The following is an 18406-nucleotide window of genomic DNA, read 5'->3' on the forward strand; positions in this document are numbered from 1 at the left end:
GTGCCGTCGGCGCGGCCCCGCGCGGCGCCTGTGCGACGCCGCCCGCGCGGCCCCGCCGCCGTCGGCAGGAGTGCCGCACAGGCGGTGCGCCCGCGTGTCGGGCCGGCGGCGCGGTGGACCAGCCCGACAGCCGACGGGGTTCAGGGCCGGAGCGGCGGCGCGCTGCTGGCCCGTTCGATCAGCCGGGTGGCCAGATCCACCCGCAGGGTGCTCGGCTCCTTGGCCCGGCTGATGTCGATCACCAGGCGGGCGGCGGCCTCGGCCATCTCGGTGAGCGGCTGGCGGACGGTGGTCAGCGGCGGGCTGATCCACCGGGCCAGCGGCAGGTCGTCGAAGCCGACCACGCTCAGGTCCCGCGGGATGCCCAGGCCGAGTTCGCGGGCGGCCTCGTAAAGGCCCATCGCCTGGAGGTCGTTGCCGGTGAAGACGGCGGTGGGGCGGTCCGGCAGGCGCAGCAGCTCCAGGCCCGCGTTGAAGCCGGCCTCGTGGTGGAAGTTGCCGAACCGCACCAGCCGGGAGTCGAAGGCGACGCCCGCGGTCTCCAGGGCGGCCCGGTAGCCGTCGATCCTGGCGCGACTGCACATCATGCCGTCCGGCCCGCCGATGATGCCGATGCGGCGGTGGCCCAGCTCCAGCAGGTGGCGGGTGGCGGCGAGCCCGCCCTGCCAGTTGGTGGCGCCGATCGCCGGGACGTCGTCGCCGGGGTCGCCGGCCGGGTCCATGACGACGAACGGTATGTCGCGACTGGTGAGTTGGGCGCGCTGGGCGGAGTCGAGGTCGGAGAGCACCAGGATCACGCCGGTCGGACGGCGCGCCAGGACGCCGTCGACCCAGGTCTGGCCGGGAGTGAGCCGCCCGGCCGACTCCGACAGCACCACGTTCAGGCCCTCCAGCCGGGCCACGTTCTCGACGCCGCGGATGACCTCCATGGCCCACGAGCTCTCCAACTCGTGGAAGACCAGGTCGATCAGCGGAGCACTCTGCACACTGCCGCGCCGCCGCTGGTACCCGTGCAGCCGCAGCAGTTCCTCCACCCGGCTCCTGGTGGCCGGTGCCACGTCGCCGCGCCCGTTGAGGACCTTCGAAACAGTCGGGGCCGAGACGCCCGCCGCCTTGGCGATCTCGGCGAGGGTGGCCGCGCCCGCGCTCGGTGCTTGGGGCTGGTCATCCGGTGGATGTTGAACGCTGGTGGCACTCATGTCAGCGATCGTAGCCCGAGGGCCCCTCTCTCATCGACGGCCAGCACACCCACTTCTCACCCCCCGGCTGGTACCGCAACATTCTTTCACTTCGCCGAAATGTTCGGGAAACCGGAGCGGCGAAGTTCAGCCACGCGCGCCGCTCCGACGATCCCGCAGGTCCGGACCTGGCGCGGAGCCGGACGCCGCCCCGGAACCGGGGCCGCCGCCGGAGCCGCGCAGGAACACGGCGGCGAGCAGCACCCCGAGGACGACGAGGGCGGTGTTGACGGCGACGGCCCGGGTGACGCCGTGCAGTACCGCCGCGGCGGTCGCCGCGCCCCCGCCGGCCGAGGCGACCACCGCGGACATGACGGGGGTGCCCAGGGTGATACCCACCTGCTGCGCCATGGAGGCGAGACCGGTGGCCAGCCCCTGTTCGCCGTCGGGCAGCCCGCTGGTCACGGTGACCATGAAGCCGACGATGACCAGCATGTTGCCCACCCCGCCGAAGAACGTGGCGGGCAGCAGCAGCGCCATGGACGGTCCGGTCCCGGTGCCGAGGAGCAACAGGGCTCCGGTGCACACCGCTTGGAGCAGGCCGCCGCCGACCAGGACGGCCGCCGTCGAGGTGCGTCCGATCGCCCGGGGCGCGAGGAGGCCGCCTGCGACGGTACCCAGACCGAGGACTCCGAAAGCGGTCCCCGCCTCCAGCGGTGAGAAGCCGAGCGTCTTCTGGAGGTAGAGGGTGAGGAGATAGACCAGCGAGGTCTCGGTGGCGAAGGCGAGCAGACCGAGCAGGTTGCCCCACGCCACCGTGCGCCGGGCGAGCACCCGCGGCGGCACCAGCGGCTCCGCCGCCCGCCGCTCCACCAGGGCGAGGACGGCCAGCGCGGCGGCGCCGACGAGCAGGCCGGCCAGCGTCCGCGCGTCGGTCCAGCCGTAGGCGCCGGCCTGGGTGAGCCCGTAGACGAGGCCGAGCAGGCCGAGCGTGGCGGAGAGTGCGCCCGGCAGGTCGAGCGCCGGGCGGGCGGCCGGCCGGGACTCGCGGATGACGGCGGGGGCGACGGCCGCGACGGCCAGCGCCACGGGCACGTTCACGAAGAACGCCCAACGCCAGGAGAGCAGGTCGGTCAGGACGCCGCCGAGGATCGCGCCCGTGGTGAAGCCGGCCGACATCAGCGCGCCGCTGGCCCCCAGCGCCCGCCGCCGCAGCGGCCCTTCGGGGAACGAGGTGGTCAGCAGCGACAGCCCGGCGGGCGTGGCCGCGGCGGTCGCGAGCCCCTGCGCGACCCGGGCCGCCAGCAGCGTCCCGGGGCCGGTGGCCAGTCCGCCGGCGAGGGAGGCCAGCCCGAGCAGCGCGGTGCCGGCGACGAAGATCCTCTTCCGCCCGATCAGGTCGCCGACCCGGCCGAAGAAGAGGGTGAATCCGGCGGCGCACAGCGCGAACGCGGTGGCCACCCACTGGAGGTCGGACAGCGCGAAACCCAGACCGTCCCCGATCTCGGGCAGCGCCACGTTCAGGATCGAGAAGTCGACGGCGAGCATGAACTGGGTGACGAGCAGCACGGCGAGCACCAGCCGGAGCCGGCCGGTCAGCCGGACCGGCTCCTCGACTGCGGCTGTCGTCCCCGCTACGGCCGGGAGGCTGCCGCCACCGGGCGGCGGTGTGGTCACTGCGGGCATGGCGTGTCTGCCTTTCGGCCCGGCGCACCGCACGCGGACGCGGCGGTACGCGGGGCCAGGTGAACGGACGGAGGTGTCGGGATGCGGCCGCGCGGCGGCCGCGCGCACGGAGGCCGGTGACTCGGCCAGGCTTAACGGGATTTGAATCCCGTTACGTCGCCGACTGTAGCACCGCACAGCTCCTTAAAGGAACTGCGATCCCGATACGTGTAGGCTGAGGACGTGCGAACGGCCCGGCGGCGCGACCCGCGACCGGGCCCACGCCGTCGAAGGAGCGCCGAGCCGCACACGGGCGCGGGGCGGGCCCGGGAGGCGCGGAACGGCTCCGCGCGGCGCCCCGAGAAGCAGTCCGGAGAAGCGGTCCGGAGAAGCGTGAAGGAGTCCAGGTGAGCCGCGAGGAGAAGGATCGAGCCGGAGGCCGCCGGACAGCCGCCCACCCCGGCGCCAGGGCCACAGGGACCACCGGCAGCACCGGCAGCACCGGCAGCACCGGCAGCACCGGCAGCACCGGCAGCACCGGCAGCACCGGCAGCACCGGCAGCGAGGCTCCCGCTCCCGGCACCGCCCGCCCCGGCGGCCGCACGGCCCGGGTCCGCGAGGCGGTCCTCCAGGCCGCCGCGGACGCGCTGGCCGAACGGGGCTTCGACGCCCTGGACCTGGCCGAGATCGCCCGCGCCGCCGGAGTCGGCAGGACGACGGTCTACCGCCGCTGGGGCACCCCCGGCGCCCTGGCCGCCGAACTGCTGGCGGACATGGCCGAGCAGTCGCTGCCGCGCGCCGACTCCGGTTCCCTCGACGGCGACCTGCGCGCCAACGCGCGCCTGGTCGTCAGGACGCTCACCGAACCGCGCCAGGGCCGGCTGTTCACCGCGCTGATCGCCGCCTCCCTCTGCGACGCCCAGGCCGCGGCGGCGCTGCGGCGCTTCTACGCCGTCCGGATCGACGAGTGGGCCGGCTGCGTCACCGACGCCGTGGCCCGGGGCGAACTGCCCGGGGGTACGGACGGACGGCAGGTCGTCGCGGCGGTGTCCGCCCCCCTGTACTACGCCCTGCTGAACACGGGCGCGCCCCTGACCGAGGAGGCCGCCGACCGGGCCGCCGCCGCCGCCTGCGCCGCCGCCCGCGCCGGCGTGTGGGCCGACTCCACCGCCAACCAAACCGCCAACCCAACCGCCAACCCCCCTTCCGCACCAACGAGTTGATGCCGGGCGCCGCGCGCACCGGCAGAGGGCGGGGTGCGGCCGGGAACCTCCGGAGGGGCTGTTCATCCGTGCCCACCCGGCCGTTCACCCTGATCTCACCGAGAGGGCGCCGACACTTCCTACCGTCCGCTCCATGAGCACGTTCTCCCACGTCAAGCGGGGTGCGGCGGTTGCCGCCTGCGCCGCAGTCCTGGTCGGCGCCGGCGCCGGCGCCGCCATCGCGCAGCCCAACGCCCACGCCTCCGCGTTCGCGCACCGCCCCGCCCCGGTCTCCCGGACCGTCGCCAGCCCGTTCACCTCCGCCTCCGTCGCGTACGGGAAGCAGCCGGGCACCCTCACGGTCTCCTTCGCCACCTCCCGGCACGAGCGGGTCGCGGTCTTCGCCGGCACCTCCGCCTCGGCGCAGACCCGCCTGGTCGGCACCGCGAACGGTTCGGCGAAGCTGACGGTGACCGGCGTCCACGGTTCGTGGGTCCGGCTGGTGCCCGCCTCCGGCGCCCCGCTGGTGCTGACGGTGCGCGACCTCGGTCTCGCCTCCGACCCGAACCTCCGCGACGCGGGCGGCTACCGCACCGCCGACGGCCAGTGGGTGCGGATGGGCCTCGTGTACCGCTCGGCCGCGCTGACGCTGAGTGCCGCGGACCAGAAGGTGGTCGACAGCCTCGGTATCACCAGCGACGTCGACCTGCGCACCCCGGCGGAGATCGCCGCCGCGCCGGACTCCGTCCCGACCGGCGCGAAGTACACCAACCTCAACATCATCGGCACCGGCTCGGCGGGCATGGCGACCTCGATCACCACGGCCGACCAGATGGCCGCGATGATGGAGGACACCGAGCGCTCCTTCGTCACGCAGGACAACGCCAAGCAGGACTTCGGGAAGCTGATCACCCAGATCGCGAACGCCAAGGGCGCCACGCTCTACCACTGCTCGGCGGGCAAGGACCGCACCGGCTGGACCAGCGCGGTCCTGCTGACGCTGCTCGGCGTCGACCGGGCCACGGTCACCCAGGACTACCTGCTCAGCAACCAGTACTACTACGACAGCCCGGCCGCGCAGGCCACGCTCGCCGCCATGACCCCGGAGCAGGCCGCCGTCTACGCCCCGGCCCTCCAGGTGCGCGCGTCCTACCTCGACGCCGGGTTCGACGAGGTCTCCAAGGACTACGGCTCGATGTACGACTACGCCGTGAAGGGCCTGGGGATCTCCCCGGCGACGATCGCCAAGCTCCGCGCCCGCATGCTGGCCGGCTGAGCGTCCCCGCCGTTCCCCCGCTCCCCCGCGGCCCCGGCGCGCCCACGCGGCGCCCCGGGGCCGCGGCCTTCCGCGGGGCCCCGCCTCGTACGCCCCCGACCGGTACGCCCCCGGACGGAACCCCGCCGGGAAGCCGCGCCGCGGTCCTACGCTGGGGACATGGACGCTCCGGTCATCGTGCACCCCCCAGGTCCCGGCGGACGCCGTGTGACGATCCGCGGCGAGCACGCCGGTACCGCCACCGGCACCGCCGACCTGCTGGAATTCCTGCGCCGGGCCGGCCTGGACGACCTCGACGCACTCGACCTGCGCCGCCCCGAGCTCGTCCAGTGGCGCGGCGCCGGCCCCGAGCGCTGGGAGGACTGAGGCTCCGGGGCCGAGGGCCGGCGGGTACGGCCCGGGGGTACGGCAAAAGAGCTACGGCCAGAGAGTTACGGCCAGAGAGCTGCGGCCCGGGCCGGGAGAAGGGTGGGGGCGGCGCGCTCGCACAGGCGCGCCGCCCCCGTCGGGGCGGACCCGGGGGTGCCGGCGGTGAGGGGTGGGCCCCAGGGCACGGGCCATCCGCCGGCGGTCCGGGTCGGCCCCGGATTCAGGTGGTCATCCGGTACGTCGGTCCGGTCATCGGATACGTCCGTCCGCTCATCGCGTGTCGTCCTTCGCGGCCTCCCCGGCGGCGCGGCCGGCCTCCAGCCGGGCCACCGGGATGCGGAAGGGCGAGCAGGAGACGTAGTCCAGGTCGGCGTGGTGGAAGAAGTGCACGGACTCCGGGTCGCCGCCGTGCTCACCGCACACCCCGAGTTTGAGGCCGGGCCGGGTGGCCCGGCCGGCCCGTGCCGCGGCGACCACGAGGGCCCCGACGCCGTCGGCGTCGATCGTCTCGAACGGCGACACCCCGAAGATGCCCTTCTCCAGGTAGGCGGTGAAGAACGACGCCTCGACGTCGTCCCGGGAGAACCCCCACGCGGTCTGCGTCAGGTCGTTGGTGCCGAAGGAGAAGAACTCCGCGGCCTCCGCGATCTGGCCGGCCGTCAGCGCGGCCCGGGGCAGCTCGATCATGGTGCCGATGGACAGCCCGAGCGGCTGTCCCGAGGCCGCCTCGACCTGCGCGATCACCCCGTCCGCCTCGTCGCGGACGATCTCCAGCTCCTGGACGGTGCCGACCAGCGGCACCATGATCTCCGGCCGCGGGTCGCCGCCCGCGGCACGGCGCTCGGCGGCGGCCTCGGCGATGGCCCGTACCTGCATGGCGAACAGGCCCGGGACGACCAGCCCGAGCCGCACCCCGCGCAGCCCGAGCATCGGGTTCTGCTCGTGCAGCCGGTGGACGGCCTGGAGCAGCCGCAGGTCGTTCTCGTTGGCGTCCTTGCGGGCCTCGGCCAGTGCCACCCGCACCGACAGCTCGGTGATGTCCGGCAGGAACTCGTGCAGCGGCGGGTCGAGCAGCCGCACCGTCACCGGCAGCCCGTCCATCGCCTCGAACAGCTCGACGAAGTCGGCCCGCTGCATCGGCAGCAGCGCGTCGAGCGCCGCCTCCCGCTCGGCGTCGGTGTCGGCCAGGACCAGCCGTTCCACCAGTGCGCGCCGCTCGCCGAGGAACATGTGCTCGGTACGGCACAGCCCGATCCCCTGCGCGCCGAACCGGCGGGCGCGGGCGGCGTCCTCGGCGTTGTCGGCGTTGGCCCGGACCTGCAGCCGGCGCACCCGGTCGGCGTAGGCCATGATCCGGTGGACGGCCCGCACGAGGTCGTCCGCCTGCTCCGCGTCGGGCCGCGTCCGCCCCTCGAAGTACTCGACGACCGGCGACGGCACCACCGGCACCTCGCCGAGGTAGATCCTGCCGCTGGAGCCGTCGATGGAGACGAGGTCGCCCTCCTCCAGCACCACCCCGCCGGGCGCGGTCAGCCGCCGCCGCTTGGTGTCGACCTCCAGCTCCTCCGCGCCGCACACGCAGGTCTTGCCCATGCCGCGGGCCACGACGGCGGCGTGCGAGGTCTTGCCGCCGCGGGAGGTGAGGATGCCCTCGGCGGCGATCATGCCGCTGAGGTCGTCCGGGTTGGTCTCGCGGCGGATGAGGATGACGCGCTCGCCGGAGCGGGACCACTTCACGGCGGTGTACGAGTCGAAGACCGCCTTCCCGACGGCCGCGCCGGGCGAGGCGGCGATGCCCCAGCCGATGCGCCGCACCGAGCCGTCGGCGGTGGCCGCGTCGTCGAACCGGGGGAACATCAGCTGGCCCAGCTGGGCACCGGTGACCCGGCGCAGCGCCTCGGCCTCGTCGATCAGGCCCTGGTCCACCAGCTGGGTGGCGATCCGGAAGGCCGCGGCGGCGGTGCGCTTGCCGACCCGGGTCTGGAGCATCCACAGCCGGCCGCGCTCGACGGTGAACTCGATGTCGCACAGGTCCCGGTAGTGCGTCTCCAGCGTCTCCATGATCGACATCAGCTGGTCGTAGGAGGGCTTGTCGATCCGCTCCAGGTCAGCGAGGGGGACGGTGTTGCGGATGCCCGCCACCACGTCCTCGCCCTGGGCGTTCTGGAGGTAGTCGCCGTAGACGCCCTGCCGGCCGCTGGCGGGGTCGCGGGTGAAGGCGACACCGGTGCCGGAGTCGGGGCCGAGGTTGCCGAAGACCATCGCGACGATGTTGACGGCGGTGCCGAGGTCGCCGGGGATGCGCTCCTGGCGGCGGTAGAGGCGGGCCCGGTCGGTGTTCCAGGAGTCGAAGACGGCGCGTACGGCCAGGTCCATCTGCTCGCGCGGGTCCTGCGGGAAGTCCCGGCCGGCCTGCTCGGCGACGATCCGTTTGAAGTCGCCGACCAGGGCGCGCAGGTCGGCCGCGTCCAGGCCGAGGTCGCTGTCCGCGCCCCTGGCCCGTTTGGCGGCCTCCAGCGCCTCCTCGAACAGCTCGCCGTCGACGCCGAGGACGGTCTTGCCGAACATCTGCACGAGCCGGCGGTAGGAGTCCCAGGCGAACCGCTCGTCGCCGCCGGCCCGCGCGGCCAGCCCGGCGACCGAGGCGTCGGACAGGCCGATGTTGAGGACGGTGTCCATCATGCCCGGCATGGAGAACTTCGCGCCCGAGCGGACGGAGACCAGCAGCGGGTCGTCGTGCTGCCCGAGGGTGCGGCCCATCCGCCGCTCCAGCGCGTCGAGGTGCGCACTCACCTCGGCGCGCAGGGCGGGGGGTTCGGCGCCGGACTCCAGGTAGACCCGGCATGCCTCGGTGGTGATCGTGAAGCCCGGAGGGACGGGCAGGCCGAGGTTGGTCATCTCGGCGAGGTTGGCGCCCTTCCCGCCGAGGAGGTCCTTGAGGTCCTTGTTGCCCTCGGTGAAGCCGTACACGTACTTGTGGTCCTGCTCGCTGCCCGACACGGGTGGTTCGACTCCTCGCGTCCTGGTTGCCCTGACGGCGGGGAGCGTACCCATCTCGAAGGTTTTCCAGCGCGTCCATCGGCATGACGCACGGGTGTTCACGCCCGTCTGCCGTCGGATCGAAGCCCCGGACTGCACGGACGGGGTCGTGACGCGGTGTTCAGAAGTCGAAGCCGCAGCGGCCGTCCGGGTGTCGGGGCGTCGCCGCCCGGGCCGCCGTCTCGACGCGGCGTGACGACGGGGGCGGGCGGCGGGTGGACGGATGGACGCGGGCCGCCCGCCGCGGCCCTTCGTGCATTCGAGAAGTAGAGCGCTCTTATGTGCGCTCATTTGAGCTAGGCAACGAACAAATGTGGCACACATCACGCGGGTGCGACGCCTGCCGCCTCAGCTCCCGGACGTACGCGGACTACGCCACCGCGGCCCGGCGCGCGATCCGGGCGCCGGGCCGGGCCGAGGCGGCGGGGAGCCGGGGCCCGAGGACCCGGGGCCCGGCGGCCTGGGGCCGCGGTCAGCCGCCGGACGTGTCCGTCTCCGCGCCCTCCGTGAGGACGGCGCAGCTGTAGGGGTCGTCGAGCCAGCCGTCGGGCAGGACGACGCGCTTGCCGGCGGCGGTGCGCCCGCGCGGGCCGTCGGCGTGGGCCGGCCAGGGCTGGGCGTGGTCGATCCTGGCGAGGTGCTCGTCGAGCTCGTCCAGGGAGGACGCGGTGGCCAGCGCCCGGCGCACCTCGGAGCCGACCGCGAAGCCCTTGGTGTACCAGGGCACGTGCTTGCGGAAGTCGATCACGCCGCGGCTCTCGTCGCCCAGCCACTGGCCGAGGAGGTCGGCGTGCCGCCGCATCACCGCGGCGACCTGCCCGAACCGCGGCGCGGACGGGGCGCCCGGGCCGCCCGGCTCGAACGCGGCGACCAGGTCGCCGAAGAGCCAGGGGCGCCCCAGGCAGCCGCGGCCGACGACCACGCCGTCGCAGCCGGTCTCGCGCATCATCCGGACGGCGTCCTCCGCGCACCAGATGTCGCCGTTGCCGAGCACCGGGATCTCCGGCACGTGCTCCTTGAGGCGGGCGATGGCCGACCAGTCCGCGGTGCCGCCGTAGTGCTCGGCGGCGGTGCGGCCGTGCAGCGCGACCGCGGTGACCCCCTCCTCGACGGCGATCCGGCCGGCGTCGAGGTAGGTGAGGTGGTCGTCGTCGATGCCCTTGCGCATCTTCATGGTGACCGGCAGGCGGCCCGCCCCCGTCACCGCCTCGCGCAGGATCGACCGCAGCAGGTTCCGCTTGAACGGCAGCGCCGAGCCGCCGCCCTTGCGGGTGACCTTGGGCACGGGGCAGCCGAAGTTGAGGTCGATGTGGTCGGCGAGGTCCTCGTCCACGATCATCCGCACCGCCTTGCCGACGGTGGCCGGGTCGACGCCGTACAGCTGGATCGAGCGCGGCTTCTCCGACGCGTCGAAGTGGATCAGCTGCATGGTCTTCTCGTTCCGCTCGACCAGCGCGCGGGTGGTGATCATCTCGCTGACGAACAGCCCCCGGCCGCCGGAGGACTCACGGCACAGGGTGCGGAAGGGCGCGTTGGTGATGCCCGCCATCGGGGCCAGGACCACCGGCGGCCACACGGTGTGCGGGCCGATCTCCAGGGGGGTCGGGGCGTCCTGGGCGGGAGTGGCCAGGGTGGCGTCAGCGGTCATGCCGTCCATTGTCCCGCATGGCGCCGACGGGGACGTGGCATGCCCCCGACATGCCAGCGCCGCGCCCGGCGGCCACCCGAGGGCAGCCCGGGGGCCCACCGAGGGAGGGGGAATCGAGCGGACGCGGGGAGTGCGGCGGCCTTCCGCACCGACGGAGACACGCAACACACTTCGTTGTACAGTATTAAAGATTACGAAGCCTAAGGAATTCGCGCGCTGACCCCGCACGGCGCGGCCGGCCGCGTCTCCGCCCTCAGCGTCGCCGCCGCCTCCGTCGTCGGCCCCGTCTCCGTCGCCGCCCCGCTCTCCCCGTCCCAGGAGCCTCCCCTATGCCAGAAATGTCCTACCGCCGGCGCATGCTCGTGCTCGGTATCTGCTGTATGAGCCTGCTGATCGTCAGCCTGGACAACACGATCCTCAACGTGGCCCTGCCGTCGATGCGCGAGGACTTCCACTCCAGCATCTCGGGCCTCCAGTGGACGATCGACGCCTACCTGGTGGTGCTCGCCTCGCTGCTGATGGTCTCAGGCTCCACCGCCGACCGCCTGGGCCGTCGCCGGGTGTTCCAGATAGGCCTGGTGGTCTTCTCCGTCGGCTCGCTGCTGTGCAGCCTCGCGCCCGGCCTGGGCTGGCTGATCGCGTTCCGCATGGTGCAGGCGGTGGGCGGCTCGATGCTCAACCCCGTGGCGATGTCGATCATCACCAACACCTTCACCGACGCCAAGGAGCGCGCCAAGGCGATCGGCGTGTGGGGCGGCGTGGTCGGCATCAGCATGGCGGCCGGGCCGATCGTCGGCGGCGCGCTGGTGGGCTCCGTGGGCTGGCGGTCGATCTTCTGGATCAACCTGCCGGTGGGCGTGGCCGCGCTGATCCTCACCGCCAAGTTCGTGCCGGAGTCGCGGGCGCCGCGCGCCCGGCGGGTGGACCCGGTGGGTCAGCTGCTGGTGATCGTGCTGCTCGGCTCGCTGACGTACGGGATCATCGAGGGCTCGGGCGCGGGCTGGGGCTCGCCGCTGATCATCGGCTGCTTCGTGGTGGCCGTCGCGGCCGTCGGCACGCTCGTCCGGTACGAGTCGCGGCGCCACGAGCCGCTGATCGACGTGCGGTTCTTCCGCAGCGTGCCGTTCAGCGGGGCCACCCTGATCGCCGTCAGCAACTTCGCGGCGCTGGGCGGCTTCCTCTTCCTCAACACCCTCTACCTCCAGGACGACCGGCACATGAGCGCCCTGCGGGCGGGCCTGTACCTGCTGCCGATGGCGGTGATGTGCCTGGTCTTCGCACCGCTGTCGGGCCGCCTGGTCGGCGCCCGCGGCCCGCGCCCCTCGCTGCTGGCGGCCGGCGTGGCGACCACCGCGAGCGGCCTGATGTTCGCCGTGTTCCACGCGCAGTCCAGTGACCCGCGGCTGTTCACCGCGTACGTGCTCTTCGGCATCGGGTTCGGCTTCGTCAACGCGCCGATCACCAACACCGCGGTGTCCGGCATGCCGCGGACGCAGGCCGGGGTCGCCGCGGCGGTGGCCTCCACCAGCCGCCAGGTGGGACAGTCGCTGGGCGTGGCCGTCCTCGGCGCGGCCCTCGCCGCCGGTCTGCACACCGGCGTGTGGTGGATCATCACCGGGTGCGGCGTCAGCGTCCTGTCCCTGGGGGTGCTCACCACGGGACGATGGGCGCGCGGCACGGCGGAGCGGACGGCGGCGGCGCTGATGGCGCCCGAGGAGGACCGGGACAAGGTGGCGGTGAAGGTGTCATGAGCGGTACGAACCGTACGGGCGCCGCGGCGGCGGTCGTCTCCGTGGGCGGCTCGACGGCCCTCCCGGAGGAGAGCGCGCGGGACGCCGGGGCCGCGACGGAGACGGGGCCCGCGGGGCTCTCGGAGCACGTGTGGCGGAACCTGACCGCCTTCGTGCTGGAGAAGAACGAGCGCCGCAAGGAGATCGCCGAGGCGCTGGGGATGAGCTTCTTCCGGGTGAAGGCACTGCGCCGGATCGTCGACCGGCCGTCCTCGATGAGCGACCTGGCCGCGCGGCTGGCCTGCGACCGGCCCTACCTGACGCTGGTCGTCGACGACCTGGAGAAGCGCGGCCTGGTCGAGCGGAACCAGCACCCCACCGACCGCCGCAGCAAGATCGTCACGGCCACCCCGGAGGGGCACCGCACGGCCGCCCGCGCCAACGCCATCCTCAACGCGCCGCCGGCCGCCCTCGACGCGCTGCCCGCCGAGGAGCTGGCCGCGCTGGACCGCATCGTGGCCGCCCTGGTCGCCCGGAGCTGACCAGGGCCGGTCAGGGTCGGCCAGGACCGGCCAGGGCCGGCCGGGCGACCGGGGCAGGCCGACCCCGCACGCCCACCGCCCCGGCGGACCGCTCCCCCGCGGTCCGCCGGGGCGTTCTCGCGCCCAGGCTCCGTCGGCGGCCCTGGCCCGGACGCCCGCCGGACGGAACGCTGCGGGCGGAACGGGCGGGCGGCGTGTGAGACTTGGCACACCCGACCTTCAAGGAGCGACCGCGATGCGTACCCGTAACCTCGGCGCGACCGGACCCGCCGTCTCCGCCATCGGCCTCGGTTGCATGGGCATGTCCGCCCTGTACGGAGAGACGGACGACGCCGAGTCCATCGCCACCATCCACGCCGCCCTCGACGCCGGGGTCACCCTGCTCGACACCGGCGACTTCTACGCCATGGGCCTGAACGAGCTGCTGATCCGCGACGCGCTGCGGGCCCGCCCCGGCAGCCGCGACCAGGTCGCGATCAGCGTGAAGTTCGGCGCGCTGCGGGACGCCGGCGGCGGCTGGGGCGGCTACGACGGGCGCCCGGCCGCGGTGAAGAACTTCCTCGCCTACTCGCTGAACCGGCTGGGCACCGACCACGTCGACGTCTACCGGATCGCCCGGCTCGACCCGGGGGTGCCGATCGAGGAGACCGTCGGGGCCATCGCCGAGGAGGTCCAGGCCGGCCGGGTCCGGCACATCGGCCTGTCCGAGGTGGGCGCCGACACCCTGCGCCGGGCGGCGGCCACCGCGCCCATCAGCGACCTCCAGATCGAGTACAGCCTCTTCTCCCGCGGCATCGAGGCGTCCGTGCTGCCCACCGCCCGCGAGCTGGGCATCGGCGTCACCGCGTACGGCGTGCTCTCCCGGGGCCTGCTCAGCGGCCACTGGTCCAAGGACCGCGCCACCGACCAGAGCGACTTCCGCAACCGCAGCCCGCGCTTCAGCGGGGACAACCTCGACCGCAACCTCGTGCTGGTGGAGGCGCTGCGGAAGGTCGCCGAGGGCAAGGGCGTCACCGTCGCCCAGGCCGCCATCGCATGGGTGCTGTCCCGGGGCGAGGACATCGTCCCGCTGGTGGGCGCCCGGCGCCGGGACCGGCTGGCGGAGTCGCTGGGCGCGCTCGACGTGGCCCTGGACGCCGCCGACCTGGCCGCGATGGAGGAGGCGGTACCGCCCGGCGCGGCGGCGGGCAGCCGGTACGACGAGCGGCAGATGGCCCACCTCGACAGCGAGCGCTGACCGGCCCGCGCGGAACGGCCGCGGGTGCCGCGCCGGGTGGAGGACCCGGCACGGCACCCGCTGGTGTCACCTCGCGGTGTCACACGGCAGCGTCACGGGACGCTGTCACCCGGTCGATCCGTGCGCGTGGGCGGTCAGGTAGCCCTGCGTCTTCGCCTGCGTGTAGGCGCTGTTCGCGGTGAGGGCGAAGTCGACGGTGGTGGTCCCTCCCTTCTGGATCCTGGCGATCTTCAGCAGCGGGGTGTAGCCGTCCTTGGCGGCGATGATCTGCAGCGGGTTGAACCCCTTGTCCAGCCAGAGCTGGTAGGCGCCGCTCCCGTCGGTCTTCAGGGTGAACGTCGTCGGGCCGCACCTGCCGGTGCTGGTGTCGTACATGGTGCAGACCGCGATGGTGGCGCCGGCGACCGGTGCGCCGCCGCTGCCGGTCACCGTCCCGGTCACCTTGCCCCAGGTCTTGGGCGGGGTGACCTCCATGGTCACGACGACCGGCTGGGCGCTGCCGTACGGCGAGTCGGTGCCGATGACCAGGTTCCCCAGGTAGGTACCGGGCTGGGACACCGCCGAGGAGTCGGTGGTGACCTGGACCTTCACGGTCGCGCCGGGCGCCACGTCGAACCCGGTGGTGCTCGTCGACATCCAGGCGACGGAGCCGCCGCACTGGTCGTAGCCGGGCAGGTTCTCGGCGACCGGGACGGCGCCGCCGGCGCCCGAGCCGCCGATCTTGTAGATGCCGCACGCGGCGCCGCCGCGGTAGGTCGCGCTGTTGGAGTTGGGCAGGTCGGACCACGAGTCGGTGTCGGGGTCGTAGGCGAAGCCCTGGTTGGTCACGTCCTTACCGTCGTTGACGATGCCGCCCATGACCTCCAGCCGGCCGTTGGCCGCGGCGGTGGACGCACCCCACACGTCGGTGGGCAGGTCGGCTCCCCGGGTCCAGCCGGAGGCGCCGGGGGTGTAGGTGTAGGTGCTGCTCAGCGTGGTGCTGCCGCTGGTGCCGCCGGCGCACACCACCTTCGCCTCGACACCCGAGCACGCCGCGAAGGCGACCGAGGACGGGTAGTCCGGTGCCGCGGTCCAGGCGTCGCTGCCCGGGTCGTAGCTGTAGACGGCGGAGGTGGCGGGCAGGCACTGCCCCGACGTGCAGCCGGCGATCACGTAGAGCCTGCCGTCGGCCACCGCGGTTCCGGCCCCGGCGACACCGTCGGGCAGGTCGGCGACCCGCGTCCAGGTGTTCGCGGCCGGGCTGTAGGCGTAGGTGTGGGTGCTGTCCTGGCTCAGTGCGTTCCACCCGCCGGCGACGTACAGCGTGTCGCCGACGAACGCCGCGGAGGTCGCCTCCAGGGGTTCGGGCAGCCGCGCGATCGGGCTCCAGGAGCCGACCGCCGGGTCGTAGACGTAGGCGTCCTGCGTGGCGTAGTCGCCGTTGTAGCCGCCGGCCGCGTAGATCTTCCCGTCGTGGTCGGCGACCGCCTCGTCCATCACCGGCTCGGGGTAGTCGGCGATCGACGTCCACGGCCCCGTCTGCGGGGACACCCCGGACCCGGAGGTGCCGGCCGCGGCGGTCGCGGCGGTCGGAGCGGCGATGCTGGCGTCGGTCTTGAGGACCATGGCCGGCGCGCCCGAGGAGAGGGCGGCGCCGGACTTCGCGCCCATGGCGGTGAAACCGGCGTCGTCCTGGCCGAGGCTCACGTGCACCGGTGCGGTGCCGTCGTTGCCGAAGGTCACGGTCTTCGACTTGGCCGCGCCGAGTTCCTGGCTGGTCGACACGGTCTGCTGGGCGACGGTCAGGTGGCCGGCGCCGAGCGCGAAGTCGCGGTGCCGGACGCCGTTGGCCGGTACGTTGACGCTCGCCTGCGTGGACGTGTACTTGCCGTCGGCGACCGTGAAGGCGGTGGCGCCGGTGTGCGAGCTGAACAGCCAGTAGTAGCCGTCGCCCAGGCCCGCGTCGTCCGGGGTGGCGACCGTCACGCCGGACTGCGCGGCGTTGCTGCCGCTGGTGACCTTCGCGCCGTCGAGCGGGTCGCCGGTGTTGGTGTCGGTCACGGTGCCGGCCACCAGCCCGCCGGTCTGCGGAGCGCAGGAGCGGCTGCCGACCAGGATGTTGTCGAGCTCCCAGCGCCGGCTCCAGGAGCCGGTGAAGTGGAAGCGCACCCGCACGTCGGACTGCCCGGCCGCCTGCGGGATCGGCACGTCGATGTGCTTCGAGCTGCCGTCGGGCTGGAAGACGCTGGTCCAGGTGGTGCCGCCGTCCAGGCTGAGGTCGACGCTGCCGGTCTGGCCCGGGAAGCTGATGTAGGTGCTGTCGAAGCCGATCTCGGGATCGACCTTGTCGGACAGGTCGATCACCGGGGAGACCAGCGAGGTGTCCTGGCGGCCGCCCTGGCCGTAGTAGTCGGAGTCGGCGTCGGCGAAGTCGGCGTCACCGCCGGGCGGTGCCGCGTAGCCGCTCAGGTTGTCGAAGACCCAGGCCTGGCCGGTGCCGGCGCTGTCGGTCACCGTCCAGCCGTCGTGCACGCTGCTGCCCGACCAGCCGGTGAACGCCTCGGTGGTGCCGTCCTCCTGGTAGGCGTAGCCGGGAGCGGTGCAGACGCTCGTGTCGACCTTGAGCGCGATGTCCTTCGACACGTCGGCGTCGTCCACGGCCACGGTGGCGTTCTGGCCGGTGTATCCGGGCAGGTCGGCCGAGGCGACGTGCAGCGTGTAGTCGCTGCCCGCGGGCAGGCTCACCGAGTAGTGGCCGGTGTAGGGGTCGGAGTAGACCGGGCCGCCCGGGTAGCCGTCGATGGTGATCTTCGCCCGCATCGGCCAGCCGTGGCCGGACCCGTCGGTCACGTCGCCGGACACCGTGTGGACGGGCTCGGCGGTCATGGCGACGTTCTCGGTCGTGGTGGTGTCCACGGTGACCGCGATGCCGGTGACGCCCTTGTCGGTGTAGCCGTACCTGGTCGCGGTCAGGGCGTAACTGCCGGGCGGGACGCCCAGGTCGTAGTCGCCGTCGGTGTCCGTGGTCGCGGTGTACCCGCCGTCGTCGACGGACACCTTGACGCCGGAGAGCGGCTTGCCGGTGGAGGAGTCGGTCACCTGCCCCGAGATCTGACCGTGCGGGCCGGTGGTCAGCGCGCCCACACCGTGCGGCGTGCCGAGGCCGGTCGGGCCGTCCCAGCCGGCGCCGGCCACGCAGAGCGCGGTCGGCGAGCACGAGCCGTTCGCCCCCTGGGTGACGTCGTTGAGGTCGTCGGCCTGGTGCGGGTCCTCGTACGGGTAGGACACCGGGGACGTGCCCGGGACGGGGGTGCCCGCCAGGGCGTACATCGCGGCGACGAGCGGCGCGGACAGGCTGGTGCCGCCGACGACGTCCCAGCCGCTGCCGGTGTCGCTGTTGTAGACGGCCAGCCCCGTGCTGGGGTCGGCGACCGCGGAGATGTCGGTGTCCGCGCGGGTGGCGCAGGCCGAGACCCCGCTCTGCCAGGCCGCCTTGGTCACGTCGGCCGAGCAGCCGCTGCCGGCCCCGTCCCACGCCGACTCCGTCCAGCCGCGTCCGGTGCCGGTCGCCCGTGAGAGCGTGGTGCCGCCGACGGACACGACGTACTGCGAGGTGGAGGGGTAGATCGTTCCGGCGGAGTAGCCGTCGTCACCGCTGGAGGCGGTGTAGACGACGCCCGGGTGGTCGAAGAACTGCTCGTCGGCGCCGTTCTCGGTGCCGTCCTCGCTGCCGCCCCAGCTCATCGAGATGTACTTCGCGCCCATCGTGCGGGCGGTGTCGGCGGCCGTGGGCAGGCTGTCGGGGTCGACATCGTTGTCAGCTTCGACGAAAAGAATGTGGCAGCCGGGGCAGGCCGCCGACACGGCGTCGAGGTCCAGCGATATCTCCGTCGGCCAGTCGTCGCCCGCGGGCGGTGCGGGCGGGAAGTCCGTGCCGCCGTTCTGGTCGACCCTGGTGAAGCAGCCGTTGGCCGTGGTGCACGCGGGCAGCCCGAACTGCGCGCGGTAGACGGCGAGATCGGACTCGGCCTTGGGGTCGTCGAACGCGTCGATGATGGCCACCGTCGGCGACGACGTCGTGGACGGCAGGTCGTAGGCGGACTGGATGTCACTCGGCCCGTAGCCGGCCGGAACGGCGTCCGCCCCGACCGCCTTCGGCTCCACCACGTCGGTGCGCTTCAGCGCCTGGCAGGCGAACGCGCGGTTACCCGTGGCCGATCCGCAGACGGACGAGAAGCCGGCCGGCTGCGAACCCGTCGTCGTGGACGGGCTCTGCTGTCCCGACGCGGCCTTCGAGCCGGCCGCCGTGGACGACGTCTGCTGTGCCGATGCCGCCTGCGAAGCGGCCGCCGTGGACGACGTCCGCGGTTCCGGTGCGGCCTGTGCCGCGCCCGCGGCGGCTACGGACATGCCGGCGGCGACGACTCCGGCGGTCAGGAGGGTGATGAGTCTTCGTGGCAAGGACGTGTTCTTCACCGATGTCTCCCCTTGGGGCTGTACACACACGGCGGGTCGGAAGTGATCCCGGCGAGTCATGTGAC

General features: G+C 73.6%; 11 protein-coding genes. 6 read left to right on the forward strand and 5 right to left on the reverse strand.

Annotated features, from left to right (window positions below):
* Window positions 1-140: 140 nt before the first annotated feature.
* Both BS72_RS04890 and BS72_RS04895 read right to left on the reverse strand, forming a co-directional pair.
* Entirely contained in the window at window positions 141-1199 is a 1059-nt protein-coding gene (locus BS72_RS04890) for a LacI family DNA-binding transcriptional regulator (protein ID WP_037906683.1), read from the reverse strand.
* A gap of 126 nt (window positions 1200-1325) precedes the next feature.
* Window positions 1326-2864: an MFS transporter gene (locus tag BS72_RS04895; RefSeq protein WP_078901014.1), complete on the reverse strand. Its 1539-nt coding sequence runs from the start codon at window positions 2862-2864 to the stop codon at window positions 1326-1328.
* 386 nt (window positions 2865-3250) lie between these two features.
* Between BS72_RS04895 and BS72_RS04900 the strand changes: the two genes are divergently transcribed.
* The 3 genes from BS72_RS04900 to BS72_RS04910 all read left to right on the forward strand — a co-directional run bounded on the left by BS72_RS04900 (window position 3251) and on the right by BS72_RS04910 (window position 5687).
* Complete coding sequence (locus BS72_RS04900; RefSeq protein WP_078901015.1) at window positions 3251-4066, forward strand: TetR/AcrR family transcriptional regulator; 816 nt, start codon at window positions 3251-3253, stop codon at window positions 4064-4066.
* A 133-nt stretch (window positions 4067-4199) separates the two neighbouring features.
* Window positions 4200-5321, forward strand: coding sequence for a tyrosine-protein phosphatase (locus BS72_RS04905; RefSeq protein ID WP_037906685.1), 1122 nt, complete (start codon window positions 4200-4202; stop codon window positions 5319-5321).
* 159 nt (window positions 5322-5480) lie between these two features.
* The gene (locus tag BS72_RS04910; RefSeq protein WP_037906687.1) at window positions 5481-5687 is read left to right on the forward strand and encodes a hypothetical protein; all 207 of its coding nucleotides are present in this window, start codon (window positions 5481-5483) and stop codon (window positions 5685-5687) included.
* Window positions 5688-5960: 273 nt separating this feature from the next.
* Here the strand turns inward: BS72_RS04910 and ppdK are convergent, their stop codons facing one another.
* Together ppdK and dusB are read right to left on the reverse strand one after the other, a co-directional pair.
* Window positions 5961-8744, reverse strand: coding sequence for a pyruvate, phosphate dikinase (gene ppdK, locus BS72_RS04915; RefSeq protein ID WP_078901016.1), 2784 nt, complete (start codon window positions 8742-8744; stop codon window positions 5961-5963).
* A 457-nt stretch (window positions 8745-9201) separates the two neighbouring features.
* Window positions 9202-10377 (reverse strand): tRNA dihydrouridine synthase DusB, encoded by a 1176-nt coding sequence (dusB, locus tag BS72_RS04920; RefSeq protein WP_037907690.1) that lies wholly within the window; start codon window positions 10375-10377, stop codon window positions 9202-9204.
* Between the two features lie 329 nt (window positions 10378-10706).
* Here dusB and BS72_RS04925 point away from each other — a divergent pair, with 329 nt between their 5' ends.
* The 3 genes from BS72_RS04925 (at window position 10707) to BS72_RS04935 (ending at window position 13886) form a co-directional block, all read left to right on the forward strand.
* Complete coding sequence (locus tag BS72_RS04925; RefSeq protein ID WP_037906692.1) at window positions 10707-12128, forward strand: MFS transporter; 1422 nt, start codon at window positions 10707-10709, stop codon at window positions 12126-12128.
* Complete coding sequence (locus BS72_RS04930) at window positions 12125-12649, forward strand: MarR family winged helix-turn-helix transcriptional regulator (protein WP_078901017.1); 525 nt, start codon at window positions 12125-12127, stop codon at window positions 12647-12649. The genes BS72_RS04925 and BS72_RS04930 overlap by 4 nt, the downstream gene beginning before the upstream one ends.
* A gap of 235 nt (window positions 12650-12884) precedes the next feature.
* Entirely contained in the window at window positions 12885-13886 is a 1002-nt protein-coding gene (locus tag BS72_RS04935) for an aldo/keto reductase (protein WP_037906695.1), read from the forward strand.
* A gap of 105 nt (window positions 13887-13991) precedes the next feature.
* On the opposite strand, the gene BS72_RS04940 is transcribed toward BS72_RS04935, so the two are convergent.
* The gene (locus tag BS72_RS04940; protein WP_051950680.1) at window positions 13992-18341 is read right to left on the reverse strand and encodes a carboxypeptidase regulatory-like domain-containing protein; all 4350 of its coding nucleotides are present in this window, start codon (window positions 18339-18341) and stop codon (window positions 13992-13994) included.
* Between the last annotated feature and the right edge of the window lie 65 nt (window positions 18342-18406).

Origin of the sequence: Actinacidiphila yeochonensis CN732, assembly GCF_000745345.1 — a bacterium.
Taxonomy (GTDB): Bacteria; Actinomycetota; Actinomycetes; order Streptomycetales; family Streptomycetaceae; genus Actinacidiphila; species Actinacidiphila yeochonensis.

Coding starts and splice junctions, on each gene's coding strand:
- BS72_RS04930 (WP_078901017.1), top strand. CDS start 12,125: ATGAGCGGTACGAACCGTACGGGCGCCGCGGCGGCGGTCGTCTCCGTG.
- BS72_RS04890 (WP_037906683.1), bottom strand. CDS start 1,199: ATGAGTGCCACCAGCGTTCAACATCCACCGGATGACCAGCCCCAAGCA.
- BS72_RS04895 (WP_078901014.1), bottom strand. CDS start 2,864: ATGCCCGCAGTGACCACACCGCCGCCCGGTGGCGGCAGCCTCCCGGCC.
- BS72_RS04910 (WP_037906687.1), top strand. CDS start 5,481: ATGGACGCTCCGGTCATCGTGCACCCCCCAGGTCCCGGCGGACGCCGT.
- BS72_RS04925 (WP_037906692.1), top strand. CDS start 10,707: ATGCCAGAAATGTCCTACCGCCGGCGCATGCTCGTGCTCGGTATCTGC.
- BS72_RS04935 (WP_037906695.1), top strand. CDS start 12,885: ATGCGTACCCGTAACCTCGGCGCGACCGGACCCGCCGTCTCCGCCATC.
- BS72_RS04905 (WP_037906685.1), top strand. CDS start 4,200: ATGAGCACGTTCTCCCACGTCAAGCGGGGTGCGGCGGTTGCCGCCTGC.
- ppdK (WP_078901016.1), bottom strand. CDS start 8,744: ATGGGTACGCTCCCCGCCGTCAGGGCAACCAGGACGCGAGGAGTCGAA.
- dusB (WP_037907690.1), bottom strand. CDS start 10,377: ATGACCGCTGACGCCACCCTGGCCACTCCCGCCCAGGACGCCCCGACC.